Annotated in this window: 23 protein-coding genes; 7 read left to right on the forward strand and 16 right to left on the reverse strand. The window is 66.1% G+C overall.

The window, feature by feature from the left end; genetic code table 11:
- Window positions 1–58: 58 nt before the first annotated feature.
- Window positions 59–2,290: an NADP-dependent isocitrate dehydrogenase gene (locus tag PVZ77_RS06845; protein ID WP_273806048.1), complete on the reverse strand. Its 2,232-nt coding sequence runs from the start codon at window positions 2,288–2,290 to the stop codon at window positions 59–61.
- Between the two features lie 423 nt (window positions 2,291–2,713).
- On the opposite strand from PVZ77_RS06845, the gene PVZ77_RS06850 reads away from it, so the two are divergent.
- A complete protein-coding gene (locus tag PVZ77_RS06850) occupies window positions 2,714–2,923 on the forward strand; it encodes a hypothetical protein (protein ID WP_158894222.1) in 210 nt (69 codons plus the stop codon).
- Window positions 2,924–3,346: 423 nt separating this feature from the next.
- On the opposite strand, the gene PVZ77_RS06855 is transcribed toward PVZ77_RS06850, so the two are convergent.
- Together PVZ77_RS06855 and queD are read right to left on the reverse strand one after the other, a co-directional pair.
- Complete coding sequence (locus PVZ77_RS06855) at window positions 3,347–4,813, reverse strand: inorganic phosphate transporter (RefSeq protein ID WP_133861038.1); 1,467 nt, start codon at window positions 4,811–4,813, stop codon at window positions 3,347–3,349.
- 82 nt (window positions 4,814–4,895) lie between these two features.
- A complete protein-coding gene (queD, locus tag PVZ77_RS06860) occupies window positions 4,896–5,252 on the reverse strand; it encodes a 6-carboxytetrahydropterin synthase QueD (RefSeq protein ID WP_273806049.1) in 357 nt (118 codons plus the stop codon).
- A 172-nt stretch (window positions 5,253–5,424) separates the two neighbouring features.
- On the opposite strand from queD, the gene PVZ77_RS06865 reads away from it, so the two are divergent.
- Complete coding sequence (locus tag PVZ77_RS06865; RefSeq protein ID WP_273806050.1) at window positions 5,425–6,039, forward strand: hypothetical protein; 615 nt, start codon at window positions 5,425–5,427, stop codon at window positions 6,037–6,039.
- Here PVZ77_RS06865 and PVZ77_RS06870 read toward each other — a convergent pair.
- From PVZ77_RS06870 to PVZ77_RS06880, 3 genes are all read right to left on the reverse strand, one after another.
- Complete coding sequence (locus tag PVZ77_RS06870) at window positions 5,994–7,865, reverse strand: ABC transporter ATP-binding protein (protein ID WP_273806051.1); 1,872 nt, start codon at window positions 7,863–7,865, stop codon at window positions 5,994–5,996. The two genes, PVZ77_RS06865 and PVZ77_RS06870, sit on opposite strands and share 46 nt — an antisense overlap.
- A 95-nt stretch (window positions 7,866–7,960) precedes the next feature.
- Window positions 7,961–8,515 (reverse strand): peptidylprolyl isomerase, encoded by a 555-nt coding sequence (locus PVZ77_RS06875; protein ID WP_222613601.1) that lies wholly within the window; start codon window positions 8,513–8,515, stop codon window positions 7,961–7,963.
- A gap of 62 nt (window positions 8,516–8,577) precedes the next feature.
- Window positions 8,578–9,468 carry a LysR family transcriptional regulator gene (locus PVZ77_RS06880; RefSeq protein ID WP_273806052.1) on the reverse strand — a complete coding sequence of 297 codons (891 nt, stop codon included), beginning with the start codon at window positions 9,466–9,468 and terminating at the stop codon, window positions 8,578–8,580.
- A 172-nt stretch (window positions 9,469–9,640) separates the two neighbouring features.
- On the opposite strand from PVZ77_RS06880, the gene PVZ77_RS06885 reads away from it, so the two are divergent.
- From PVZ77_RS06885 to rarD, 3 genes are all read left to right on the forward strand, one after another.
- Window positions 9,641–10,231: a DUF3060 domain-containing protein gene (locus PVZ77_RS06885; protein WP_273806053.1), complete on the forward strand. Its 591-nt coding sequence runs from the start codon at window positions 9,641–9,643 to the stop codon at window positions 10,229–10,231.
- 74 nt (window positions 10,232–10,305) lie between these two features.
- Window positions 10,306–11,157 carry an EamA family transporter gene (locus tag PVZ77_RS06890; protein ID WP_273806054.1) on the forward strand — a complete coding sequence of 284 codons (852 nt, stop codon included), beginning with the start codon at window positions 10,306–10,308 and terminating at the stop codon, window positions 11,155–11,157.
- The gene (gene rarD / locus PVZ77_RS06895) at window positions 11,154–12,062 is read left to right on the forward strand and encodes an EamA family transporter RarD (RefSeq protein ID WP_273806055.1); all 909 of its coding nucleotides are present in this window, start codon (window positions 11,154–11,156) and stop codon (window positions 12,060–12,062) included. The genes PVZ77_RS06890 and rarD overlap by 4 nt, the downstream gene beginning before the upstream one ends.
- Here the strand turns inward: rarD and PVZ77_RS06900 are convergent.
- The 4 genes from PVZ77_RS06900 to puuE are packed head-to-tail and all read right to left on the reverse strand — an operon-like array spanning window position 12,059 to window position 15,004.
- Window positions 12,059–12,559: an ureidoglycolate lyase gene (locus tag PVZ77_RS06900; protein ID WP_273806056.1), complete on the reverse strand. Its 501-nt coding sequence runs from the start codon at window positions 12,557–12,559 to the stop codon at window positions 12,059–12,061. The two genes, rarD and PVZ77_RS06900, sit on opposite strands and share 4 nt — an antisense overlap.
- Window positions 12,556–13,563: an allantoicase gene (gene alc, locus PVZ77_RS06905; RefSeq protein ID WP_273806057.1), complete on the reverse strand. Its 1,008-nt coding sequence runs from the start codon at window positions 13,561–13,563 to the stop codon at window positions 12,556–12,558. The genes PVZ77_RS06900 and alc overlap by 4 nt, the downstream gene beginning before the upstream one ends.
- A 23-nt stretch (window positions 13,564–13,586) precedes the next feature.
- Entirely contained in the window at window positions 13,587–14,099 is a 513-nt protein-coding gene (gene uraD, locus PVZ77_RS06910; protein ID WP_273806058.1) for a 2-oxo-4-hydroxy-4-carboxy-5-ureidoimidazoline decarboxylase, read from the reverse strand.
- Window positions 14,096–15,004 carry an allantoinase PuuE gene (gene puuE, locus PVZ77_RS06915; protein WP_273806059.1) on the reverse strand — a complete coding sequence of 303 codons (909 nt, stop codon included), beginning with the start codon at window positions 15,002–15,004 and terminating at the stop codon, window positions 14,096–14,098. The genes uraD and puuE overlap by 4 nt, the downstream gene beginning before the upstream one ends.
- A gap of 215 nt (window positions 15,005–15,219) precedes the next feature.
- On the opposite strand from puuE, the gene uraH reads away from it, so the two are divergent.
- The gene (gene uraH, locus PVZ77_RS06920; RefSeq protein ID WP_273806060.1) at window positions 15,220–15,591 is read left to right on the forward strand and encodes a hydroxyisourate hydrolase; all 372 of its coding nucleotides are present in this window, start codon (window positions 15,220–15,222) and stop codon (window positions 15,589–15,591) included.
- A 69-nt stretch (window positions 15,592–15,660) separates the two neighbouring features.
- Here the strand turns inward: uraH and PVZ77_RS06925 are convergent, their stop codons facing one another.
- Together PVZ77_RS06925 and PVZ77_RS06930 are read right to left on the reverse strand one after the other, a co-directional pair.
- Window positions 15,661–16,707 (reverse strand): SGNH/GDSL hydrolase family protein, encoded by a 1,047-nt coding sequence (locus tag PVZ77_RS06925; RefSeq protein ID WP_273806061.1) that lies wholly within the window; start codon window positions 16,705–16,707, stop codon window positions 15,661–15,663.
- A gap of 194 nt (window positions 16,708–16,901) precedes the next feature.
- Window positions 16,902–17,225: an ArsR/SmtB family transcription factor gene (locus PVZ77_RS06930; protein WP_133861023.1), complete on the reverse strand. Its 324-nt coding sequence runs from the start codon at window positions 17,223–17,225 to the stop codon at window positions 16,902–16,904.
- Between the two features lie 92 nt (window positions 17,226–17,317).
- Between PVZ77_RS06930 and PVZ77_RS06935 the strand changes: the two genes are divergently transcribed.
- On the forward strand, window positions 17,318–18,415 hold the full coding sequence (locus PVZ77_RS06935; protein WP_273806062.1) for an NADH:flavin oxidoreductase/NADH oxidase: 1,098 nt from the start codon (window positions 17,318–17,320) through the stop codon (window positions 18,413–18,415).
- A gap of 224 nt (window positions 18,416–18,639) precedes the next feature.
- Here PVZ77_RS06935 and guaD read toward each other — a convergent pair whose 3' ends face one another.
- The 4 genes from guaD to xdhA are packed head-to-tail and all read right to left on the reverse strand — an operon-like array spanning window position 18,640 to window position 24,620.
- The gene (gene guaD / locus PVZ77_RS06940; protein WP_443218035.1) at window positions 18,640–19,944 is read right to left on the reverse strand and encodes a guanine deaminase; all 1,305 of its coding nucleotides are present in this window, start codon (window positions 19,942–19,944) and stop codon (window positions 18,640–18,642) included.
- A 17-nt stretch (window positions 19,945–19,961) separates the two neighbouring features.
- Window positions 19,962–20,792: a xanthine dehydrogenase accessory protein XdhC gene (gene xdhC, locus PVZ77_RS06945; RefSeq protein ID WP_273806063.1), complete on the reverse strand. Its 831-nt coding sequence runs from the start codon at window positions 20,790–20,792 to the stop codon at window positions 19,962–19,964.
- Window positions 20,789–23,188, reverse strand: a complete 2,400-nt coding sequence (xdhB, locus tag PVZ77_RS06950) for a xanthine dehydrogenase molybdopterin binding subunit (RefSeq protein ID WP_273806064.1) — start codon at window positions 23,186–23,188, stop codon at window positions 20,789–20,791. The genes xdhC and xdhB overlap by 4 nt, the downstream gene beginning before the upstream one ends.
- Window positions 23,181–24,620 carry a xanthine dehydrogenase small subunit gene (xdhA, locus tag PVZ77_RS06955; RefSeq protein ID WP_273806065.1) on the reverse strand — a complete coding sequence of 480 codons (1,440 nt, stop codon included), beginning with the start codon at window positions 24,618–24,620 and terminating at the stop codon, window positions 23,181–23,183. The genes xdhB and xdhA overlap by 8 nt, the downstream gene beginning before the upstream one ends.
- Between the last annotated feature and the right edge of the window lies 1 nt (window position 24,621).

Here is a 24,621-nt window from a genome sequence, read left to right on the forward strand (position 1 = left end):
CGGCCAGGGCCGGGGTTCGCTGAATCAACCTTTCAGGCTGCGGGCGCAGCCCTCAGGTTCAGCCCTTGAGCTGGGCCAGAGCGGCGTTGAGCGTGGCGCTCGGACGCATGGCCTGGCTGGTCTTGGCCTGGTCGGGGTGGTAGTAGCCACCGATGTCCACGGCCTGGCCCTGGACGCCGTTCAGCTCGGCGACCACCTTGGCTTCGTCGGCGCTCAGCGACTTGGCCACCGGCGCGAACTGGGCCTTGAGCTCGGCGTCTTCGCTCTGCTCGGCCAGGGCCTGGATCCAGTACAGTGCCAGATAGAAGTGGCTGCCACGGTTGTCCAGTTCACCCGTCTTGCGCGACGGCGACTTGTTGCTGTCGAGGAACTGGCCGTTGGCCTGGTCCAGGGTCTTGGCGAGGATCTTGGCCTTGGCGTTACCGGTGGTTTCGCCCAGGTGGTTCAGGGATTCGGCCAGGGCCAGGAATTCGCCCAGGGAGTCCCAGCGCAGGTGGTTTTCCTGCACCAGCTGCTGGACGTGCTTGGGCGCGGAGCCGCCGGCACCGGTCTCGAACAGGCCGCCGCCGTTCATCAGCGGGACGATGGACAGCATCTTGGCGCTGGTGCCCAGTTCCATGATGGGGAAGAGGTCGGTCAGGTAGTCGCGCAGGACGTTGCCGGTCACCGAGATGGTGTCCTCGCCCTTGCGGATGCGCTCCAGGGACACGCGGGTGGCTTCCTCGGGCGACAGGACGCGGATGTCCAGGCCGTTGGTGTCATGGTCCTTGAGGTAGCGCTCGACCTTGGCGATGACCTGGGCGTCGTGGGCACGGTTCTGGTCCAGCCAGAAGATCGCCGGGGTGCCGCTGGCGCGGGCACGGTTGACGGCGAGCTTCACCCAGTCCTGGATCGGCGCGTCCTTGGTCTGGCACATGCGCCAGATGTCACCGGCCTCGACCGGATGCTCGAAGATCACCTTGCCCTGGTCGTCGGTCACGCGCACGGTGCCGTCGGTGGGGATCTGGAAGGTCTTGTCGTGGGAACCGTATTCCTCGGCCTTCTGCGCCATCAGGCCGACGTTGGGCACGCTGCCCATGGTGCTGGGATTGAAGGCGCCGTTCTGCTTGCAGTCCTCGATCACCACCTGGTAGACGCCGGCATAGCAGCGGTCGGGGATGATGGCCTTGGTGTCCTGCAGGTTGCCTTCGGTGTTCCACATCTTGCCGGAGTCACGAATCATGGCCGGCATGGAGGCGTCGACGATGACGTCGCTCGGTACGTGCAGGTTGGTGATGCCCTTGTCGGAGTTGACCATGGCCAGCGCCGGACGCTGGGCGTACTGGGCGTCGAAATCGGCCTTGATGGCGGCCTGGGTGGCTTCCGGCATGCTGGAAAGGCGGGCGTAGAGGTCGCCGATGCCGTTGTTGCGATCGAAGCCGGCTTCTTTCAGGGCGGCTTCGTGCTTGGCCAGCACGTCCTTGTAGAACTCGCCGACGATGATGCCGAACATGATGGGGTCGGAGACCTTCATCATGGTGGCCTTCAGGTGCACGGAGAACAGCACGCCCTTGGCCTTGGCGTCTTCGATCTGGGCGGCGATGAAGCTCTGCAGGGCCTTGCGGCTCATGGTCGAGGCATCGACGATCTCGCCCGCCTTGACCGCGGTCTTCTCTTTCAGGACCTTGCTGCTGCCGTCCTTGCCGATCAATTCGATCTTCAGGCTGCCGGCGTTCTCGAGGGTGGCCGAGCGCTCGCTGCCATAGAAGTCATGGGCGTCCATGTGGGCGACGTGGGACTTGGAATCGGCGCTCCAGGCACCCATGCGATGGGGGTGCTTGCGGGCATAGTTCTTGACCGACAACGGTGCGCGGCGGTCGGAGTTACCTTCGCGCAGGACCGGGTTCACGGCGCTGCCCTTGACCTTGTCGTAGCGCGCCTTGACGTCCTTTTCCTTGTCGTCCTTGGGCTCGTCCGGATAATCCGGCAGGGCGTAACCCTGGCCCTGCAGTTCCTTGATCGCGGCCTTGAGCTGCGGTACCGAGGCGCTGATGTTGGGCAGCTTGATGATGTTGGCTTCGGGAGTGGTGGCCAGTTCGCCGAGTTCGGCGAGGTGGTCGGAGATACGCTGCTCTTCCTCAAGGTACTCGGGGAAGAGGGCGATGATGCGGCCGGCAAGGGAGATGTCACGGGTCTCGAGGGCGACGCCGGAAGAGGCGGTGATGGCCTCGACAATGGGGAGCAGCGAATAGGTCGCCAGGGCGGGCGCTTCGTCGGTCAGGGTGTAGATGATCTTCGACGTGGTGGACATGTCTTGCTTTAACTCCTCTTTATCACAGCTGTGGCGCGAAGCCGGGCGAGCGAGGATCGACCCTTGAGTCGATAGACGCCCCAAGAAGGCGTTATCGGGCCGCGCGACAGGCGCGGCGGCGATGGACGTGCGATGCGACAAAGCGTCGCTGCGGAAATTGCGGGATCGGCCGATACAGCCAGCGGAACCGGCAGGGCCTGCAGCGACCCGTCAGTCGGCGGAGTATACCAGCGCGGCGCCTGGCGTGCATTCGCACCACTGCGGCTGGGCTATGGAGAAACGTTGCCGGCGCGATCGGTCCGACAGAAGCGAACAGCCGCATCGTGGATTCAGGTCAAGAGGCTTGACCATTCGACGGCTGGCGCTGCACGGCAGTTGCTTAAGGGACTAAACTATTGCCCCTCTTAATTTGATGAGGTCGTTATGAAAACCAAGGACAACACGTCCAAGAGTCGTTCCTGGGCCATCGTCGGGCTGGAAACGCTCGTCATCGTCGCCCTGTCGCTGTACGTCGCCTTTGGCGCCGGGCTGTTCATCAAGCATCACTGCTGGGATACCCTGACCCCGCAGCAGCAAGACCAGATCCTCGAGCAGATGAGCCGCAGCGCTCAGGAAAATACCCTGCTCACCTGATTCGCGTCCGTTCGAATCCCTTCCTTCCAAACAATAAGAATCTTCCTTTTTCCCCGCGCACTGCTCAGGTGTCGAGGTGGCCTCGTCACGTCCGCAGCGCTAGCAGACCAGATGTTTGCCTGGACTCACGGGGGCGGTGGGCGTGACCTTGGGTAGCGCCCTGGGCGCGGACGTCGCCACGGGTCTGGCGCGACGTGCCAAGCGCAGCATGGCCCAAAGTATGGCCAGCGCCAGGGCTAGCCAGCCAAGTATCAGGAGAAGGATGTAGGTCGCAGGAGTCATTGACGTTCACCGTACGGCTGTCTCGGAAAGGTGTCTCTGCTGGGACACATTTCACTAGACTCGTCAATAACTATCCTGTTCAGGCCTTCCCGACGAGGGGTCCGACCGGGCCCCGCGCGCGCGGGGCCCGGTCGGTACGGGTCACAGGAACAGGTGCGCCAGCCAGAACAGGCCGGCGGAGAGAGCCATGGAGGCCGGCAGGGTCAGGACCCAGGCCATGAGGATGTTGCGCACAGTGCTGCCCTGCAGGCCGCTGCGGTTGGCGACCATGGTGCCGGCCACGCCGGAGGACAGCACGTGGGTAGTGGAGACGGGCAGGGCGAAGACGTTGGCCATGCCGATGGCGGCCACGGCCGTCACCTGAGCGCTGACGCCCTGCGCATAGGTCATGCCCTGGCGACCGATCTTCTCGCCCACGGTGAGCACCACGCGGCGCCAGCCGACCATGGTGCCGATGCCCAGCGCCAGGGCGACCGCGATGATGACCCAGAAGGGCGCGTATTCGGTGGTGCTGGTGAGGTCCTTGCGCAGGCGGCTGAGGTCGTCGCGATCGCGCGCGGTCAGCACCGGCAGCTTGCTCACCTTCTTGGCGGTGTCGTCCAGGCACAGCAGGTAGCGGCGCACCTGCTGGCGATGGTCGTCGCTCATGGCGCGGTAGTCGGTGATGCCTTCCAGATCGGCCAGCAGTGCCTGCAGGGTCGGCACGGTCATGTGCGGGGCGCAGCGGAATTCCTGGGGCAGATCGCGATTGCCGGGCACTTCGGCGAGGAAGTCCTTGAGGTTGTCGCCCTGGCGCTCGTAGAACTGGCCCAGGTGGATGGCCGCGTCGCGGGTGCGCTCGATCTGATAGGTGGTGCTGTCCAGGTCCAGCACGAACTTGGCCGGGACGATGCCGATCAGCACCAGCATGATCAGGCCGATGCCTTTCTGGCCGTCGTTGGAGCCGTGCACGAAGCTCATGCCCATGGCCGAGAGGACCAGCATCAGGCGATTCCAGAAGGGTGGATGCTTCTTGGCATCCACTTCGCGGCGCTGTTCCGGGGTCTTGTGCATCTTCGACAGCGGCCGCCAGCGCTTGAGGGCGAGCAGCAGCAGGCCGGCGACGGCGAAGCCGGCCAGCGGCGAGAAGATCAGCGACAGGCCGATGTCGATCGCCTTCTGCCAGTTCACGCCTTCGCTTACCGGCAGGCCGGTCAGCAGGGCGTTGGTCACGCCGACACCGAGGATGGAGCCGATCAGCGTGTGGGAGCTGGAGGCGGGGATACCGAAGTACCAGGTGCCCAGGTTCCAGGTAATGGCCGCGGCGAGCAGCGAAAACACCATGGCCAGACCATGGCCGGTGTTGACGTTGATCAGCAGCTCGACCGGCAGCAGGTGGACGATGGCGTAGGCGACGCCGACACCACCGAGCAGCACACCGAGGAAATTGAAGATGCCGGAGAAGAACACCGCGAGGTGCGGTGGCATCGCCTTGGTGTAGATCACCGTGGCGACGGCGTTGGCGGTGTCGTGAAAGCCGTTGATGAATTCAAAGGCCAGCACAAAGGCCAGGGCCAAGACGAGGCTGATGGCGACCCAGGCATGGAGTCCGCTGAAAAGTTCGAACATGGGGATACGTCGACAGTTGGCAGGCGCGAATTATGGCAGAAAAATGACTGCCGCCATCGCCACCTTGAATGGGAGGGGCAAATTAGTCGCCGCGGTAGATGCAGCCGCAGGTGCAGGTCTCGTGGACACGAACCTGGCTGAGCTCCGGCAGCAGGGGCTTGAGCTGTTGCCAGATCCAGCGCGCGAGCACTTCGCTGGTGGGATTCTCGAGGCCCGGGATGTCGTTCAGATAATGATGGTCGAGACTCTCGTACAGGGGTTTGAAGACGGCCTTGATGTCGGCGAAATCCCGGACCCAGCCGGTATGAGGGTCAATGGCACCTTCGATGTGCAGGCCTACCTTGAAGGAATGCCCATGGAGACGACCGCACTTGTGCCCGGCCGGAACGTTGGGCAGGAAGTGTGCGGCTTCGAAAACGAATTCTTTGAAAATTTCCACGATAACCACTCGCGTTGGGCCACGGTATGTGACGGCTGCGGGGCGGCAGTCTATCAGCTCGACAGCGGCTTGCCGAACCTCCGGCCTCAGGCGCCGGAACCGGCGGAATTCCGATTTGCCTTCGCCGGCGGGCTTAGGCAGTCTCCCGGTCTTTGTCCGGACGAGATTCCCTATGCGCAGCAATCCCCGTACCTTCTGGGTGCTTCTTGGCCTGGCCGCCATCTTCGGTCTCATCGGTCTGATCGGCAATCAGGTGGGATGGGAGCGCGTGGAGATCGGCTACCGGACGGTACCGTCGCCCAGCGGGCTGGACATCGGCGTGGCGGGGCAGGTCATCACCGGCCTGCCGTCGCTGTGCATCGCCCTGGCGCTGGTCACGGTGGTGACGGCGCTGATCATCCGTGGTGGCCGCCGCTTTCGTTCGCGGCTACCGCTGCCGGTAACGGCCGGCATTCTCTGGGTGCTGCTGGCGGGCCTGCTGGTGCTCTTCTATCCCAGCACCCTGGCGTTCCAGTGGGAGAATCATCGCAGCGCCGCGGATATCGACTTCTATGTGCTGCAGGAGCGCCAGGGTCCGTTCCAGGGTACGGCGCAGAAGAGCCAGCGCCTCAGCTACTACCAAGACTGCGGCAAGACCGGGCAGGCCGCCTGCCCGGTGTTCGAGTGCGTGGTGGAGAAGCGCAGCTGGCTGGGTGGCCTGCAGAAGATCGAAGGCTTCTATCCGGGCCTGGACCAGCAGCATCAGCTGGAGCTGCTGCGCACCCGCTGCCTGCCCGGCACGCCATGACCGACGAAGCCGCCGGTTTGGTGGCGCCATAGACGGGCATAGAGGCCGTTGTAGGCGATCAGCTCGTCATGGGAACCCATCTCAACGATCTGGCCGCGCTCCATGACCACCAGGCGATCCATGCGCGAGATGGTCGACAGGCGGTGGGCGATGGCGATCACCGTCTTGCCTTCCATCAGGGTTTCCAGGCTTTCCTGGATCGCCGCTTCCACCTCGGAGTCGAGGGCGGAGGTGGCTTCGTCCAGCAGCAGGATCGGCGCGTCCTTGAGCAGGGTGCGGGCGATGGCGATGCGCTGGCGCTGACCGCCGGACAGCTTGACGCCGCGTTCACCCACCTGGGCATCCAGCCCGGTACGACCATGGGCGTCGGTGATACGGGCGATGAAGTCGTCGGCCTTGGCCTTGCGCAGGGCGGCATGCAGCTCTTCATCAGTGGCCTCGGGACGGCCGTAGAGCAGATTCTCGCGGATCGAGCGGTGCAGCAGGGACGTGTCTTGGGTGACCACACCGATCTGGCATCTCAGGCTTTCCTGGGTGACATGGGCGATGTCCTGGCCGTCGACCAGGATGCGCCCGCCTTCCAGGTCATAGAGGCGCAGGAGCACGTTGATCAGCGTCGACTTGCCGGCGCCGGAGGGACCGACCAGACCGATCTTCTCGCCCGGTGCCACGTCGAGGGTCAGGCCTTCGATGATGCCGGCGCCCTTGCCGTAGTGGAAGGCGATGTCCTCGAACAGCACCGCGCCGCGAGTCACCTGCAATGGCTTGGCGTCCGGGGCGTCGCCGACCTGGCGTGGCTTGGCGATGGTGCTCATGCCGTCCTGCACCATGCCGATGTTCTCGAAAATGCCGTTGACCACCCACATGATCCAGCCGGACATGCTGTTGATGCGGATTACCAGGCCGGTAGCCAGGGCGATGGCCCCTACGGAGATGACGCCCTGGTGCCAGAGCCAGAGGGCAAGGCCCGTGGTGCCGGCGATGAGGAAACCGCTGAGGATGGCGATGGTCACGCCCATGGCGGTGATCAGGCGGGCGGCGCTCTCGGCCTTTTCGGTCTGCTCTTCCATGGCCTGGCGAGCGTACTGCTCCTCCTGGGCCGAGTGGGAGAACAGCTTGAGGGTGGATATGTTGGTGTAGCCGTCGACGATCCGCCCGGAGAGCTGCGAGCGGGCTTCGGAGGCGATGGCCGAACGCTCCTTGGTCTGGGGCACGAAATACCAGAGGGCGATGACATAGCCGATGATCCAGAGGATCAGCGGGACCATCAGCCAGACATCGGCCTGGGCGAACAGGATCAGCGAGGTGACGGCGAAGATCAACACGTGCCAGATGGCGTCCACCGCCTGCACCGCCGAATCGCGCAGGGAGACACCGGTCTGCATGATGCGGCTGGAGATGCGCCCGGCGAAGTCGCTGTGAAAGAAGCCCAGGCTCTGCTTGAGCACGTAGCGATGGTTCTGCCAGCGGATCAGGGTGGTGAGGCTGGGAGTGATGGTCTGGTGCACCAGCAGGTCGTGCAGGCTGATGAACAGGGGCCGGATGACCAGGGTGACCACCGCCATCCAGATGAGGGTGCCACCGTGTTCCTGGAAGAACACCGTGCTGTTGGGCGCACTGCCCGCGAGGTCGACGATCTGGCCGATGAAGTTGAACAGGGCGACTTCGACGAGGGCGCCGATGAGACCCACTGCCAGCAACAGGGCGAAGGCCGGCCAGGCTTGCTTGAGGAAGTGGAGATAGAAGGCGCCGACACCAGTGGGCGGCATTTCATCGGGGGCTTCCCGAAACGCATCGATGATGCGTTCGAAGCGGCGAAAGATCATGCGGGGTCCTTGTGAGGGGGAGACGGCGTCTCGCACTGGGGCCTCGCCTGGTTTACCGGACGACCGCCAGCGGATCGTCCGGCAGGAAGGGTCGGCTACAGCCGTTTGGCAGCGAGAATCATGACCGGTTCACGGGGAATGTCCCGCAGCATGCCCTGGCGGGTGGTCTGGACCCCGGCGATCTGGTCGACGACTTCCATGCCGCGCACGACCTTGCCGAATACCGCGTAGCCGAAGTCGCGCGAGCCGTGGTCGAGGAAGGCATTGTTCTCGACGTTGATGAAGAACTGACTGGTGGCGGAGTTGACGTCGGAGGTACGCGCCATGGCCAGGGTGCCGCGCAGATTCTTCAGGCCGTTGTCGGCTTCGTTCTTGATCGGCGCCTTGGTGCGCTTTTCCTGCATGTCGCGGGTGTAGCCACCGCCCTGGATCATGAAGCCGGGGATGACGCGGTGGAACAGGGTGCCCTTGTAGAAGCCGCTGTCGACATAGCCCAGGAAGTTCTCGGTGCTGACCGGTGCCTTAGCCGCATCCAGCTCGACCTCGATGTCACCCTTGTTGGTGCTGATGAGCACATGCGGATTGTCCGCGGCCCAGGTGGTGGAGGCGACGAACAGGGCGCAGGCGGCAAGCAGGGCTTTGAACATGATGGATCCTTGAGTGGCAGAGACGACTGGCGAACGATAGCAACCCGGCAGGCACCCCGCCACGGTCAGCGTGGCAGGGCATGTTTGCGCAGCAGGTTCATGAGGATCTGCGACGCCGGGCCCAGCTCGTGCTGGCGGGTCTTGTAGAGCTGGAAGGGATGGAAGCGCTGGGCGCCCTGTTCCAGCGGCAGCGGCTTGAGCAGGCCGGCGTCGAGATCGGTCTGGATGGCGTCCCGCGGCAGCCAGGCGAAGCCCAGGCCATCGCGCAGGAAGGTGGCGGCGGTACTGATGCTGCCCACCGTCCAGCGTTGTTCGGCGGCCAGCCAGCCGGCATCCCGTGGCTGGGCGCGGCCGCTGTCACGGATGACGATCTGCAGCTGCTCTTCCAGATCGGCGGTCACCAGGGTGCGCTGCAACAGATGCAGCGGATGCTCGGGATGGGCGACGGCGATGAATTCCACGTTGCCGAGGGAGGCGCCCAGGTGGGCGGTGATCACCAGGCCGGTGATCGCCAGGTCCGCCGAGCCGTCGAGCAGGGCCTCTTCCACCCCGGACAGGACCTCTTCGCGCAGTCGTATGCGGCAACCACGACTCTGCGGCATGAATTCGCGCAGGCAGTGCAGCAGCGGACGGGTCGGGTAGGCGGCGTCCACCACCAGGCGCACCTCGGATTCCCAGCCCTGTTCCATGTGGTAGGCCAGTTCCTCCAGCTGGCTGGCCTGCTGCACCAGGCGCCGCGAGCGGCGCAGGAGCACGGCGCCGGCATCGGTCAGCACGGCGCGGCGGCCTTCCAGGCGCAACAGCGGCACGCCGAGCTGCTCCTGCATGCGGGCGACGGTATAGCTGACCGACGACTGGGAGCGATGCAGGACCTCGGCGGCCTGGGCGTAGCCGCCGTGGTCCACCACCGCCTGCAGGGTCCGCCACTGGTCGAGGGAAACGCGAGGAGTCTTCATCGAGCGCTCTGGAGCCACGAAAGGGCGCATGGTAGTGCCTAGGGTGGCAATGGCAAAACGCGGCGTCCATCACGGCATGAAAAAATTCCGCCCGCAGGGACAAATGTCTGCTCGGCGCCACCCTCCAAGCCAGCCGATGGGTTTCCCACTCTAGGCAAGACAAGGAGTCTCCATGTCGTCATTCAAGGCGTTGCTGGGTTGCTGTCTGGTCATCGCGCCGCTGCTGGTCCAGGCCGAGGAATCCCGCGCGGCGGCGGCCGAGCCGATCGATATCGACGGCATGAACATCAGTCGCACCCTCGACTGCGAAGGCCGTGACGTGTCCCTGTCCGGCGAAGGCAATACCCTGACGTTGAAAGGTCAGTGCGGCACGGTGACCGTCTACGGCAGTCATCATCGGCTGGTGCTCGACGGCGCCCAGGTGCTGACCATCCATGGCCTGGGCAGCGTCACCACGGTCAAGGGCGCGGTGGCCAGCCTGAGCATCGGCGGTGGCTACCAGCAGGTGCAGGCCAATGTGCGCGGCAGCGACGGCCTGGCCAAGGTCGATGCCTATGGCTACGGCGCCAAGGCGCGCCTGACCCTGCTCAGCCAGGCCGACATCGCCGTGGGCGGTTCCAATCAGCAGGTCTACTGGTCGCGCGCCGCAGGCGTGGCCGAACCCAAGACCCTGGTCTCGGGCAGCGACAATGTGCTGCAGGCCAATCAGTCGGTAGCGGCGCTCACCGGCGGCGAGCCCTCGGGCCTCAACGCCACCCGCTAGCCCGCGACAGGTCGGGGGTTTCCCTTCGGCGACGGGCACGTTAAGGTCGCGCACCTTTTTCGTGCGTCGCCGCCATGCCTTATCTCCTGCTCGTCACCCTCATCTGGGCGTTTTCCTTCAGCCTGATCGGCGAGTACCTCGCCGGTCGGGTCGACAGCGACTTCGCCGTGCTGGTCCGCGTGGCCATCGCCTTCGTGCTGTTCCTGCCGTTCACCCGCTGGCGCGGGGTGCCGGGACGCTTCGCCCTGGGGCTGATGGCGGCGGGCGCCCTGCAATTCGGCATCACCTATCTGTGCCTGTACCGCAGCTTCGCGGTGTTGACGGTGCCCGAGGTGCTGCTGTTCACCGTGCTCACGCCTATCTACGTGACCCTGCTGGACGATGCCTGGCAGCGGCGCTTTCGCCTCTGGTCGCTGCTGGCGGCCGTGGTGGCGGTGGGCGGCGCGGCGCTGATCCGTTTCCAGCCGCTGACCGGTGACTACCTGCTGGGTTTTCTCCTGCTGCAGGTGGCCAACCTGACCTTCGCCGCTGGCCAGGTGCTGTGCAAGCACCTGGGCCATGCCTATGCCGGGCAGGGCGCCTTGCATCGCTACTTCGGCCTGTTCTTTCTCGGTGCCCTGCTGGTGGCGGCGCTGTCCTTTCTGCTGTTCGGCAATCCGGCGCGGCTGCCCAGCACGGGCTTGCAGTGGGGCGTGCTGGTGTGGATGGGCGTCTTCGCCACGGCGCTCGGCCTGTACTGGTGGACGCTGGGTTCGTTGCGGGTCAATGGCGGCACCCTGGCGATCATGAACGAGGCCCATGTGCCGGCCGGCCTGCTGGTCAGCCTGCTGATCTGGCAGCACCCGGCCGATCTGCCTAGGCTGTTGCTGGGCGGCGGGATCATCCTGCTGTCGCTGTTTATCAATCGTCTGGGGCGCCCGTCATGAATGTGCTGTCCGGCAAGGGCCTGGGCCTTTCGGTGCTGTCGTCGGTGCTGTTCGCGCTGATGCCGGTGTACTTCGCCTGGCTGGCGCCGCTGGATGGCCTGCAGGTCGTGGCCCTGCGGGTGGTCTGGTCGTTGCCGATGGTGCTGCTGCTGGTGGTGGTGCTGCGGGAGGGCAGGGCCCTGTGGGCCACGCTCAAGCGGCTGGCGCGCGAGCCTCGCCTGTGCCTGGCCATCCCGGCGGCGGCGCTGCTGATGGGCATCCAGTGGTGGGTGTTCGTCTGGGCGACCATGAATGGCGAGGCCATGGCCATGTCGCTGGGCTACTTCCTGCTGCCCCTGGCCATCGTGCTGACCGGACGCCTGGTCTATGGCGAGCGCCTGCGGCCGCTGCAGCAGGTAGCGGTGGTCTGCGCGCTGCTGGGGGTGGTCAACGAGGTCTGGGTGACCGGAGCGCTGTCCTGGGTCAGCCTGCTGCCGGTGGTGGGTTATCCGCCGTATTTCGTCCTGCGCCGCTGGATGGCGGTGGATGCGCTGTCGGGCTTCGTCCTAGAGATGTGCTGCCTGCTGCCCTTCGCGCTGCTCGCCCTGCACTGGTTCTCGCCCGGCGTCATCCTGCAGCAGACGCCCTGGCTGTGGGCGCTCCTGCCGGGCCTGGGCCTGCTCAGCGCCATCGCCTTCGCCGCCATGCTGGCGTCCAGTCGCATGCTGCCGCTGAGTCTGTTCGGCATCCTCAGCTATGTGGAGCCGGCGCTGCTGGTGTTCGTCGCCCTCTATGTGCTCGGTGAGCAGCTGCCGGAGGGTGCGATCTGGACCTATGGTCCCATCTGGCTGGCGGTGGCCTGGGTCTGCCTGGACAGTGCGCGCCTGCTGCGCAAGCAACTCAGGCGCGTGCCGGTTGCGCCCTAGAGCGCCAGGATCGGGCATTCCGGCGCGGCGAAAAAGAATTCGTCGCAGTTGGGCAGGGTGCCGGCGCGATCGACGATAAGGAATTCATCTTCGTCGAGCAGGGCCAGCACCGGATGGTGCCAGACCCCGGCGTGGTAGTTGATGCCCTGCCGGCCATCGGCGCGAAAGACGCGGATGGCGCGGGCATCCGGCTCGGCTGCGGGTGGCGCCACCACCACCAGAAAGGGTTCGCCGCGCAGCGGCACGAAGGCCTGGCTGCCGTGCGGATGGCGTTCGAGCATGGTGATGGTCAGCGGATAGTCCAGGCGCCGGGCGCGAAAGATGCTGATGATCGCCGCGCCGTCCGCCGGCCCCGTCTCGACCCGGGCCAGGGCGTGGTATCTCCGGGTCGAGCCGTTGTTGATCGGATACCAGTCCCGACCCGCCGTCTCTATGACCTCGCCGAAGGGCGCGAAGCCCTCGGCGGTCAGCGGCTCGATGCGCAGTGGCCGACTCATGCCTGGCCCCGTGCCACCTTGCCGAACAGTCGCAGCCGGCTGACACCGCCGTCCGGGAAGATGTTCAGGCGCACGTGAGTGATGGGGCCAAGGTCGCGCACCAGCTCGCGGAAGCTGTGCTCCTGGTGCATCTGCAGCTTTTGCGGCGGCAGCAGCTCCTTCCAGAAGAGACTCTGGGTCTCGATCTGGCCATCGGTACCGCCGCGGACGAAGGCGCCCTGGATCTGGCAGCTGTCCGGGTAGTTGCCCTTGAAGTGCAGGGTATCCACCAGGATCTCTTCGACGGTGCCGGCATGGCCCAGGGCGATGATCACCCAGTCATTGCCGGGGGTGCGACGGCGCGCGGTTTCCCAGCCATCGGCCATGCTGTCGGCGCGACCGGGGTTGAGGATGTTGCTCATGCGGCCGTAGTGCTCGTCGTTGCAGGCGAGGGCGCGCCCGCCATTGAGCGCGGCGGCCAGATCCAGCACCTCGTCTTCGGCCTGGGCCGACCAGTCGCGATGGGGAATGCCATAGACGCGCAGGCGCGCCACACCGCCGTCGGGAAAGATGTTCAGCCGCAGGTGGGTCCAGGGGCGGTCATCGGCGATGGCATGGTAGTGGTGGCTATTGCCCTGCATCTCGATGGCCGGCAGCACCTCGGTCCAGGCAGCGTCGTCGGCCGGATCGCCCTCGGCGCAGAAGCAGGCTTCCAGGGAGGCGGAGGGCGGATAGTTGCCGGTGAACCAGCGGGTGTCGATGTCGACGCCCTTGATCGAGCCGGGCACGCCCAGGCGGATCACCGCGTGGTCGTAGCCTTCGAAACGCTTGCGTCGCGATTCCCAGCCGTCCATCCATTTGCCGTTGTCGTCGTAGACGCCTTCCTTCCACTCCGGCTCGTGGGGCTGGAGCATGCGGTCGGCGGCGGCGAACCAGTCGTCGGTGACGCTGATGACGCGGGTGCCGAGACGGGCGTCGGCGAGGTTGAGGTACTTCTCGAAGGGCGCGGCGTAGGTGCGTTTCATGGGGTGCTCTTGTCGGGGAAGGGTCAGAGGGTCTGCAGGCGGAAGAGGGCGATGCGATCGATCTCGGCCAGGGCACGCTGGAATTCCTGCTCCGGGCTGTTGGGCAGGCGCTCTTCGAAGGCCGCCAGGATCAGATGCCGGTTGCTGCCCTTCACCGCCATGATGAAGGGGAAGCCGAATTTGGCGCGGTAGGCGTCGTTGTGGCGGGTGAAGCGATCGAGCTCGTCCGGGGTGCATTGATCGAGGCCGGCACCGGCCTGTTCGCCACTGCTGGCGGCGGTCAGCTCGCCGGCCAGGGCCGCGCGGCCGGCAAGATCCGGATGCGCCTGGATCAGCGCCAGTTGCTCGGCATGACTGGCCTGGGCGACCTGGGCGGCGAGGCGCTGATGCAGGGCGTCGACGCTGTCCGGCAGCGGCTGGCCCTCATCGAAGGCGCGCTCGGCGACCCAGGCGGAGTGCTCGTAGATGCCGCCGAAGGCCGCGACGAAGGCGGCGCGATCCAGCTGGCTGGGCGTGACGGTGTGGAAGGCGCTCATGCCGGCGGATGCTCCCTGTGCCAGTGACGGGCGATGTCCACCCGGCGGGCGAACCAGACGCGCTCATGGCTCTGGGCGTATTCGAGGAAGCGCTTGAGACCCACCAGGCGACCGGGGCGACCGATCAGCCGGCAGTGCAGGCCGATGGAGAGCATCTTGGGCGCGGTGGCGCCTTCCGCGTAGAGGGTGTCGAAGGCGTCCTTGAGGTACTGGAAGAATTGCTCGGCGGTATGGAAGCCCTGGACCTGGGTGAATCTCATGTCGTTGGTGTCCAGGGTGTAGGGGATGACCAGGTGCGGCTTGCCGGTGGGCGTATCGGGCTCCCAGTAGGGCAGGTCGTCGTCGTAGGTGTCGCTGTCGTAGAGAAAGCCGCCTTCCTCCATGACCAGGCGCCGGGTGTTGGGCCCGGTCCGGCCGGTGTACCAGCCCAGCGGACGTTCGCCGGTCAACTCGGTGAGGATCTCGATGGCGCGCTGCAGATGGGCGCGCTCCTCGGCTTCGTCCAGGTACTGGTAGTCGATCCAGCGATAGCCGTGGCTGCAGATCTCGTGGCCGGCCTGGACCATGGCGCGGATGACCTCGGGATGGCGCTCGGCGGCCATGGCCACGGCAAAGACGGTCAGGGGCACCTGATGCTTGGCGAACAATTCCAGGATGCGCCAGACGCCGGCGCGACTGCCGTATTCGTAGAGCGACTCCATGGACATGTTGCGCACGCCCTGCAGCGGCTGGGCGGCGACCATCTCGGAAAGGAAGGCCTCGGACTCCTTGTCGCCATGCAGGATGTTGCGTTCGCCCCCTTCTTCGTAGTTGAGCACGAAGGACAGGGCGATGCGGGCGTCACCCGGCCAGCGAGGGTGGGGCGGCTGGGCACCGTAGCCGATGAGATCGCGGGGATAGGTCATGGGAAGGGCATCCTGGCAGTCGAGATGTTTTGTATACAATGTTTGGAGACCTTTGCCGAGTCCCAGCAAGAATCCTGCCTAACTGGTCTGACCGGTCTGAAGACTTGCTTGCGCTGGAGCGCGGTGGTCCCTTGGATAGGGCGGGGCAAAGGGCTGTATACAATCGCCGGGCAAAAAACTGCTAGGCTGGATCATCCCCTTGCAGGAGCTCTTCCATGTCCGTTTCATCCCCTGGCGGTTACCTGACGACTCATGTGCTGGACACCACCGGCGGCTGCCCCGGCGCGGATATCGCCGTCCGTCTGTACCGCCTGGATGGGGTGTCGCGGCAGGCGCTGGGTGAATGGCGGACCAATGCCGATGGCCGCGGCGATGCGCCGTTGTTGCAGGGCGAAGCCTTCACGGCGGGCACCTACGAGCTGGAATTCTCGGTGGGTGACTACTATCGGCGACGGGGGACGACGCTGGAGGAACCGGCATTTCTCGACACCGTGATCCTGCGCTTCGGCCTCGCCGATGAGGCGGCGCATTACCATGTGCCGCTGCTGGTTTCGCCCTACAGCTATTCGACCTATCGCGGCAGTTAGGCAAGACTGCGCTGCGGCGGTGCGCGCAGGGGTGAGCCGGCACCAGGCCAGGGCGCGGATCCGCTAAGGCTAGTGGAAGGTCGGCTCGTTGCTCAGCCGGGCGCTGGCCAGCAGTGGTCGGTCCGGCACCGCACTGCCGGGCCAGGTCTGGGCGATGCGTTCCAGCACCACCTGGGCCAGCATGCTGTGGGTACGGCTGGCGAAATGACCCCGGGCGCCGAAGATATAGGCCTGGTCAGCGCCCGGTTCGACGTAGCTGTCCGGATCGCAGAATTCGCGACCGGGCAGGCAGGCATCGCCTTCGGCATGGGTGAATCCATAGTTGCCGTAGTGGGCGAAGACCTCTTCCATCACCCGGTAGGCATCCACCAGCAGCAGGCGGTCTCCGGCCGGCAGGTTGGCCTGCAGGGTGTCATTGTAGAGCTTCACCAGATCATGATTACGCTGCGCCACCTGCTCGGTCCAGGGCTCCAGATAGGGCGCCTTGCCGTAGTCGGTGTTGTTGAGCACCACCAGCCGCTGGGCACCCAGGCTCAACAGGTAGCGCAGCAGCTTGACCTCGTTCATGGCCGTATGGCGGATCCGGGCCTCGACCTGCTCGCGGACCTCCGGGGGCAGCGGGGCATCGGCCATCAGCGCGGCCTTGAGTTTCTTGTCGTAGAAGGGGCCGATGATGTCATTGCCACCGATCTGCACCAGCACCAGATCCTGCTGGCGGAAGCGGCCATGCTGCATCTCGAAGTTGCGGATCTGCTGTGAGAACGCCAGCGGCGCCTCGTTGTGGTCGAAGCCTGGCTCGGTGAAGCTGCCGGTTACGGCGCCGCCCTCGGCGTAGCAGAGGCCGTCGGGATCGCTCGGACCCTCGTGACCATAGCCTTCCACCTGACGATTGGGGCCCAGCTCGATACCATAGGCGTCGGCGATTTCCTGGGGGTAGGTACGCCCCGGATTGGTGGCGTAGATGTGGCCGAAGGTGCCGCAGTCCATCAGGCTGTCGCCAAAGGCAATGACCCTCTGGATGCCCCGCGCCTCGGCGATGGGCTCAGGGCTGGGTACGAGGGCGAGCAGCGTGGCGACACCTGCGAGTGCAGTCGCCAATCCCCAGTGCTTGCCCATCGTCTACCTCCCGGCAGCGTCCAGCGTCGGTGCTGCCCTTGTCTTTTGCAACCTTCATACCGGGAAGAGCGAAAAAGGCCCCCGGGAGTTCCCAGCGCCCAGACCAGCCGAAGCGGCAGCCGACGACCAGCACGGGACAGCAAGGGCAGGGGGCGATTCCGAGGTTTCGCCGCTAGGGCTGCCCCACGACCGAGCTAGTCCGGCTTGATCACCGGATCGGAGGATTGCGCCAGGATGGCTGCCATCAGACCGGGGAAACGCTGATCCAGGTCGTCGCGCCGCAACTGGTTCATGTGCGTGGTACCGGCATTGCGGGTGTGTACCAGGCCGGCGTCGCGCAGGACGCGGAAGTGGTGCGACATGCTGGATTTCGGACGCCCCCCGTCGAGTTCGCCACAGGTGGCCTCGGCGACCCGCGCCAGGTAGCGGACGATGTCCAGACGCACGGGATCGCTGAGCGCATGGAACAGGCGCTCGAGGGAGAATTCGTCGGGACTGGGATGTTTGAAAGGGCGCATGCGCTAATCATACACCGGGGGTTGGCGATTATGTTATGTTCGATTAATATCGAAATAACGAAACAGCATCCGCCTCATTGGAGACCGCTCAGATGTCCGCATTGTTCCAACCCTTCACCCTCAAGGACGTGACGCTGCGCAACCGCATCGCCATCCCGCCCATGTGCCAGTACAGCGCCGTCGACGGCGTGATCAACGACTGGCACCAGGTGCACTATGCCGGCCTGGCGCGCGGCGGTGCCGGCGTGGTTATCGTCGAGGCCACCGCTGTTTCGCCGGAGGGCCGCATCACTCCCGGCTGCGCCGGTATCTGGTCCGACGCCCATGCCCAGGCCTTCGTGCCGGTGGTGCAGGCGATCAAGGCCGCCGGTTCGGTGCCCGGTATCCAGATCGCCCATGCCGGTCGCAAGGCCAGCGCCAACCGCCCCTGGGAAGGCGATGACCACATCGCCGCCGACGACGCCCGTGGCTGGGATACCATCGCCCCGTCCGCGGTGGCCTTTGGCGCCAATCTGCCCAAGGTGCCCAAGGCCATGACCCTGGACGACATCGCCCGGGTCCGCCAGGACTTCGTCGATGCCGCCAAGCGTGCCTATGAGGCCGGCTTCGAGTGGCTGGAGCTGCACTTCGCGCACGGCTACCTGGCGCAGAGCTTCTTCTCGGTGCATTCCAACCAGCGCGACGACCAGTACGGTGGCGATCTGGCCGGCCGTAGTCGCTTCCTGCTGGAAACCCTAGCCGCGGTGCGCCAGGTCTGGCCGGAGCACCTGCCGCTGACCGCCCGTTTCGGCGTGATCGAATACGACGGTCGCGATGAAGAAACTCTGGCTGAATCCATCGAGCTGGCCCAGGGCTTCAAGCGCGAAGGTCTCGACCTGCTGAGCGTCAGCATCGGCTTCTCCACCCCGACCGCCAACATCCCCTGGGGCCCGGGGCTGCTGGCACCCGTCACCGAACAGGTACGCAAGGCCACCGGCATCAAGGTGGCCTCGGCCTGGAACATCGACACCCCGGCGCTGGCCGACCAGGTGGTGGCCGATGGGCAGCTGGATCTGGTGATGGTAGGTCGCGCCCACCTCGCCGATCCGCACTGGCCCTACTATGCGGCCAAGGCTCTGGGCGTCGACAAGCCGTCCTGGGTGCTGCCGGCGCCCTACGCCCACTGGCTGGAGCGCTATCGCAGCAGTTGAGTCGGCTTAGGCTGAAAATGAAAACCGCCCCTCGGGGCGGTTTTTTGTGGGTATTGGTTGGGCGTGCGGCGTGGTTTGTTGGGCTTCGCTGACGCTCAACCCAACCTACGGTGACCGGCCGATTGGGTTGTGGAGGCTCCGCTCCATCGGCGAAGCCCATCGGTGCCGTTTTGCTCCATCCGTGGAAAACGCTGCGCGGTTTTCCACGCTACGAGGTGACGGTATCAGGCGTCGCGACTGTGTACCCGGCGACCGGCGGCATGGGTCTCCCGTATCACCCGGTCGTCGCCCAGGGTGGTGAGGACGAAGAGGGTTTCTTCCAGACTCTTCGCCTGCTGTAGACGGTAGTCCAGCAGCGGGGTGGCCTTGAGGTCGAGCACCACGAAGTCGGCGTCGTGGCCAGGGGCCAGGCTGCCGATGCGGTCGTCCAGGCGCAGGGCGCGGGCGCCGCCAAGGGTGGCCAGGTACAGCGACTTGAAGGGATGCAGGCGATGGCCGCGCAGTTGCTGCACCTTGTAGGCTTCGCCTAAGGTCTGCAGCAGCGAGAAGCTGGTGCCGGCGCCAACGTCGGTACCCAGGCCGACGTTGACCTTGAAGGCTTCCATCCGCTCGAGATCGAACAGTCCGCTGCCCAGGAAGAGGTTGGAGGTGGGGCAATGCGCCACCGCTGACCCGGTGTCGTGCAGGCGCTGGCATTCGGCGTCGCAGAGGTGGATGCCGTGGGCGAACACCGAGCGCGGGCCGAGCAGCTGGAAGTGGTCATAGACGTCCAAGTAGTTGTTCCGCTCCGGGAACAGCGCCTTCACCCAGTCGATCTCCTTGAGATTCTCGGAGAGGTGGGTGTGCAGGTAGACGTCCGGGTGTTCGGCCAGCAGGCGGCCGGCGGCTGCCAGCTGTTCAGGGGTGCTGGTGGGGGCGAAGCGTGGGGTGACGGCATAGTGCAGCCGGCTCTTGCCGTGCCAGCGCTGGATCAGCGCCTTGCTGTCGGCATAGGCGGACGCGGCCGTGTCCTGCAGATAGTCGGGAGCATTGCGATCCATCAGCACCTTGCCGGCGATCATGCGCAGGTCGAGGCGTTCGGCGACCTCGAAAAAGGCGTCCACCGACTGCGGATGGACGCTGCCGAACACCAGGGCGGTGGTGGTGCCGTTGCGCAGCAGTTCGCCGACGAAAATCTCCGCCACCTCGGCGGCCTTGGCCGGATCGGCGAAGGTGCCCTCCGTGGGAAAGGTGTAGGTGTCCAGCCAGTCGAGCAGCTGCTCGGCGTAGCTGGCGATCATGCCGGTCTGCGGATAGTGGATATGGGTGTCGACGAAGCCGGGGGTGATCAGGGCGTCGGGATGCTCGATGACCCGGGTGCCGGCGGGCAGGGTGGACAGCAACTCGGCGGCCGGGCCCATGGCCTGGATGCGGCCGTCCGCGACCAGCAGCAGACCGTCGGCATGGTATTCGTGGGAGGCGTCCAGCCCCACCTCGGCCGGGTCGGCGAGGCTGTGGAGCAGGGCGGCGCGATGGGCGATGGCGGTCATAACGATCTCGGATAGGGCTAGCGCTGATTGGGGGTGGCGGTGACCAGACGCAGGGGCAGATCCGCCTGCTCGGCCTGGCGGCCGTAGTGGGCGATGACCTCGCCGGCCACGGCGATGGCGATCTCCAGCGGCAGCTTGCCCTGGACCTCGGGCAGGCCCAGCGGGCAACGCACCGTGGCCAGGCGGTCGGCGCCGTGGCCGCGCGCCGCGAGGCGGTGGTGGAACTTGGCCCACTTGGTGCGGGAGCCGATCAGACCGAAATAGCCATGGTCGCCGCGGGCGAGGATGGCGTCGGTCAACTCCAGGTCCAGGGGGTGATTATGGGTCATGACGATGTAGTAGGCACCCGCCGGCATCCGGGCGATCTCGTCGACCGGCTCGTCGGTCAGGCGCTTTTCCACGCCGGCGGGCAGGACGGCCGGAAATTCCTGGGCGCGCGAATCCACCCAGCGCACCGCGCAAGGCAGCCCGGCCAGCAGCGGCACCAGGGCGCGGGCGACATGGCCGGCGCCGAAGACGATTACCGGGACGTCCTGCGCCAGCTGGGGTTCGAACAGCAGGGTGGTGACGCCCCCGCAGCACTGGCCGAGGCTGGCGGCCAGGGAGAAACGCTCCAGGCGCGGCTGGCGGGTACCGGCGGCGAGCATTTCCCGGGCGATCTCCACCGCGCGGTATTCAAGGTGGCCGCCGCCGATGGTCAGGTGCTGCTCTTCCCGGCCCACCAGCATCTTGGTGCCGGCCTCGCGGGGCGTGGAGCCCTGCTCGTCGGCCACGGTGATCAGCACGCAGGGCTCGCCCCGCGCTTCGAAATCGGCCAGCAAGGCCAGCCAGCCACGTTTGGTGTTCATGCCGGCTCCTCCGTGGCGGGGACCGGGGCGGGCGAGGCCTCGGCGGCCAGGCGACGCATGCGCTCCACGCCCCAGAGCACCCGTTCCGGGGTGGCCGGCGCGTCCAGCGCGGGATGGAAGCGGTAATCCGCCACGCTGGCCACGGCGTCCTGCAGGGCGCACCACACCGAGATGCCGAGCATGAACGGCGGCTCGCCCACGGCCTTGGAGTGGAACACCGTGGCCTCGGGATTCTGTCGATTCTCCACCAGCCGCACGCGCAGGTCCGGTGGTACATCGCTCACGGCGGGGATCTTGTAGGTGGAAGGGCCGGCGGTGAGCAGCTTGCCGGCGTCGTTCCACACCAGTTCTTCCATGGTCAGCCAGCCCAGGCCCTGGACGAAGCCGCCTTCGACCTGGCCGATGTCGATGGCCGGATTCAGGGAGGCACCGACGTCATGGAGGATGTCGGTGCGCAGCAGGCGGTATTCGCCGGTGAGCGTGTCGATCAGCACCTCGGAGCAGGCGGCGCCGAAGGCATAGTAGTAGAAGGGCCGACCGCGGGCCTGGTCGCGGTCGTAGTGGATCTTGGGCGTGCGGTAGTAGCCGGTGCTGGACAGCGACACCTGGCCGACATAGGCCAGCTGGATCAGCTCCTCGAAGCTCAGCAGCCGGTCGCGCACCCGGACGTGACCGTTGCGGAAGTCGACCTCTTCGGAGCCGACGTGGAAGTGGCGGCTGGCGAAGTCGATCAGGCGGTCCTTGATGGTCTGGGCGGCGTTCTGGGCGGCCTTGCCGTTCAGATCGGTGCCGCTGGAAGCCGCGGTGGGCGAGGTGTTGGGCACCTTGTCGGTGTTGGTCGCGGTGATCTGGATGCGGGCTATGTCGACCTGGAAGACCTCGGCCACCACCTGGGCGACCTTGGTGTTGAGCCCCTGGCCCATCTCGGTGCCGCCATGGTTCAGGTGGATGCTGCCATCGGTGTAGACGTTGACCAGGGCGCCGCCCTGGTTGAGGAATGAAGAGGTGAAGGAAATGCCGAATTTCACCGGGGTCAGCGCCAGGCCCTTCTTGAGTACGGGACTGGTCCGGTTGAAGTCGCGAATGGCTTCGCGGCGGGTCTGGTAGTCGCTGCTGGCCGCCAGGTCCGCGGTCATCTCGTCGAGCAGGTTGTCTTCCACCACCTGGTGGTAGTGGGTGACGTTGCGCGTCTCCTTGCCGTAGTAGTTGCGCCGGCGCACCTCCAGCGGATCCAGGCCGCGATGGCGGGCGATGGCGTCCATGACGTTCTCGATGGCCAGCATGCCCTGGGGGCCGCCGAAACCGCGGTAGGCGGTATTGGACGCCAGGTGGGTCTTGCAGCGGTGGCCGGTGATCTGGGCGTTGCCGAGGAAGTAGGCGTTGTCGGCATGGAACATGGCGCGGTCGATGATGGCGTTGGACAGGTCGGGCGAATAGCCGCAGTTGCCCGCCAGTTCGAAGCGGATACCCAGCAGGCGACCCTCTTCGTCGAACCCGACGTCGTATTCGACGTGAAAGGGATGGCGCTTGCCGGTCATGTGCATGTCTTCGAATCGCGGCAGGCGCATCTTCACCGGGCGCCCGGTGAGATGGGCAAACACCGCGCAGAGCGCTGCGGGCATGCCGGCCTGGCTTTCCTTGCCGCCGAAGCCGCCGCCCATGCGTCTCATGTCGACGGTAACCCTGTTCATCGACACCCCCAGCACCTCGGCCACCTGCTTCTGCACCTCGGTGGGATTCTGGGTGGAAGAATAGACCAGCATGCCGCCGTCTTCGGTGGGCATCACCGAGGCCACCTGGGTTTCCAGGTAGAAGTGTTCCTGGCCGCCAATGGCCAGTTCGCCCTGCAGGCGATGGGGCGCGGCGGCCAGGGCGGCGGCCGCGTCACCGATCCGATGGCTGTGGCTGGGTGAGATGAAGTGCTCGCGGCGAAGCGCCTCCCTGACGTCGAGGATGGCCTCCAGCGGCTCGTATTCGACGAGGGCGGCCTGGGCGGCGCGGCGGGCGGCATCCAGGCTGCTGGCGGCCACCGCCAGGATCGGCTGGCCCAGGTACTGCACCTTGCCATCGGCCAGCAGCGGATCGCCGGGCAATACGGCGCCAATGTCGAGCTGGCCGGGTACGTCGGCGGCGGTGATGGCCAGGGCCACGCCAGGGATCTGATAGCAGGGCGTGAGATCGATGTGCCTGATCCGCGCGTGGGCGTGCTCGCTCATCCGCGCATAGACGTGCAGCTGGTTGGGAAATTCCAGGCGGTCATCGATATAGACGGCTTCGCCGCTGACATGCTTGTCGGCGCTCTCGTGCTTGAGCGGCTTGCCGACGCCGGTGGCCAGGCCGACGGCGAAGGCCGCGGCCATTTCCTCGGGGGTGCGGGCGGGCAGGGTGCTAGACATGGGCGGTGACCCTCGTGGCGAGCGCGGGCTGGGTGGTTTCCAGGTGACATTTGCGCAGCAGGTTCTGCGCCGTCAGCAGGCGGTATTCGCGACTGGCGCGGAAATCCGACAGCGGGGCGAAATCCTCGGCCAGGGCCTGGACGGCGCACTCGATGGCTGCGGCGTTCCAGGGCTGGCCGAGCAGCGCCTGTTCGCAGCGCGCCGCCCGCTTGGGCGTGGCCGCCATGCCGCCATAGGCGATGCGCACGCTGGCGACGCGGTCCTGCTCAAGTTCCACGGCGAAGGCGGCGCAGACCGCGGAAATATCGTCATCCAGCCGCTTGGACACCTTGAAGGCGCGGAACATCAGGCCCTCGCGTGACCGCGGCACCCGTACCGCCTGGATGAATTCGCCCGGCTCCAGGGCGGTCTTGCGATAGTCGAGGAAGAAGTCGTCGAGGGCCAGTTCGCGCAGCCGTTCGCCCTGGCGCAGCAGCACGCTGGCGCCCAGCGCCAGGAGCAGGGGCGGACTGTCGCCGATGGGCGAGGCATTGCCGATATTGCCGCCCAGGGTACCCTGGTTGCGGATCTGCAGGGAGGCGAAGCGCTGCAGCAGGGTGCCGAAGTCCGGGTAGTCGGCGGCCAGGGCGGCGGCGCAATCGGCCAGCGGGGTGGCGGCGCCGATCTCGATAACCTCGTCGCTCAGGGTAAGGCCACGCAATTCGGGCAGGTTGCCCAGGTAGATCAGGGTTTCCAGTCGACGATGCTGCTGGGTGACCTCCAGGGCCAGGTCGGTGCCGCCGGCCAGCAGGCGCGCTTCGGGATGGGCCAGGTAGAGACTGGCCAGTTCGCTCAGGCTGGTAGGGCTGTGGCAGCGTCGACCGTCTCCTTCCAGGCGCGTAGCGGGCGTAGGCGCCAGGGCCTGGAGACGTTCCAGGGTCTGCTGCTCGCGGGCATCGAACTGATCCGGCTGCCGCCCGGCGCAGGCCTGCTCGGCCGCGGCCAGGATCGGCCGGTAGCCGGTGCAGCGGCAGAGATTGCCGGCCAGGGCCTCGTGGGTCATGGCGTCATCGGGCGCGGCCACGTTCTTTTGCAGGGCGAACAGCGACATGACGAAGCCCGGGGTGCAGTAGCCGCACTGGGAGCCGTGGCAGTCGACCATGGCCTGCTGCACGCTGTGCAGGCGGCCCTGGTGCTTGAGGTCCTCGACACTGATCAGCTGCCGGCCGTCCAGCGCCGCGACAAAGGTCAGGCAACTGTTGACGGTGCGATAGCGCAACCGGTCGCCGTCGGGCTCGGCCAGCACCACGGTGCAGGCGCCGCAGTCGCCCGAGGCGCAACCTTCCTTGGTGCCGGTCTTGCCGCAGCGCTCGCGCAGGTACTGCAGCACGGTGAGGTTGGGGTCGAGCTGCTCTTCGCTGCGCAACTCCTGGTCCAGCAGAAACCTGATCACG

It is taken from the genome of Pseudomonas sp. SHLD1 (assembly GCF_028640935.1).
Taxonomy (GTDB): domain Bacteria; phylum Pseudomonadota; class Gammaproteobacteria; order Pseudomonadales; family Pseudomonadaceae; genus Chryseomonas; species Chryseomonas aestiva.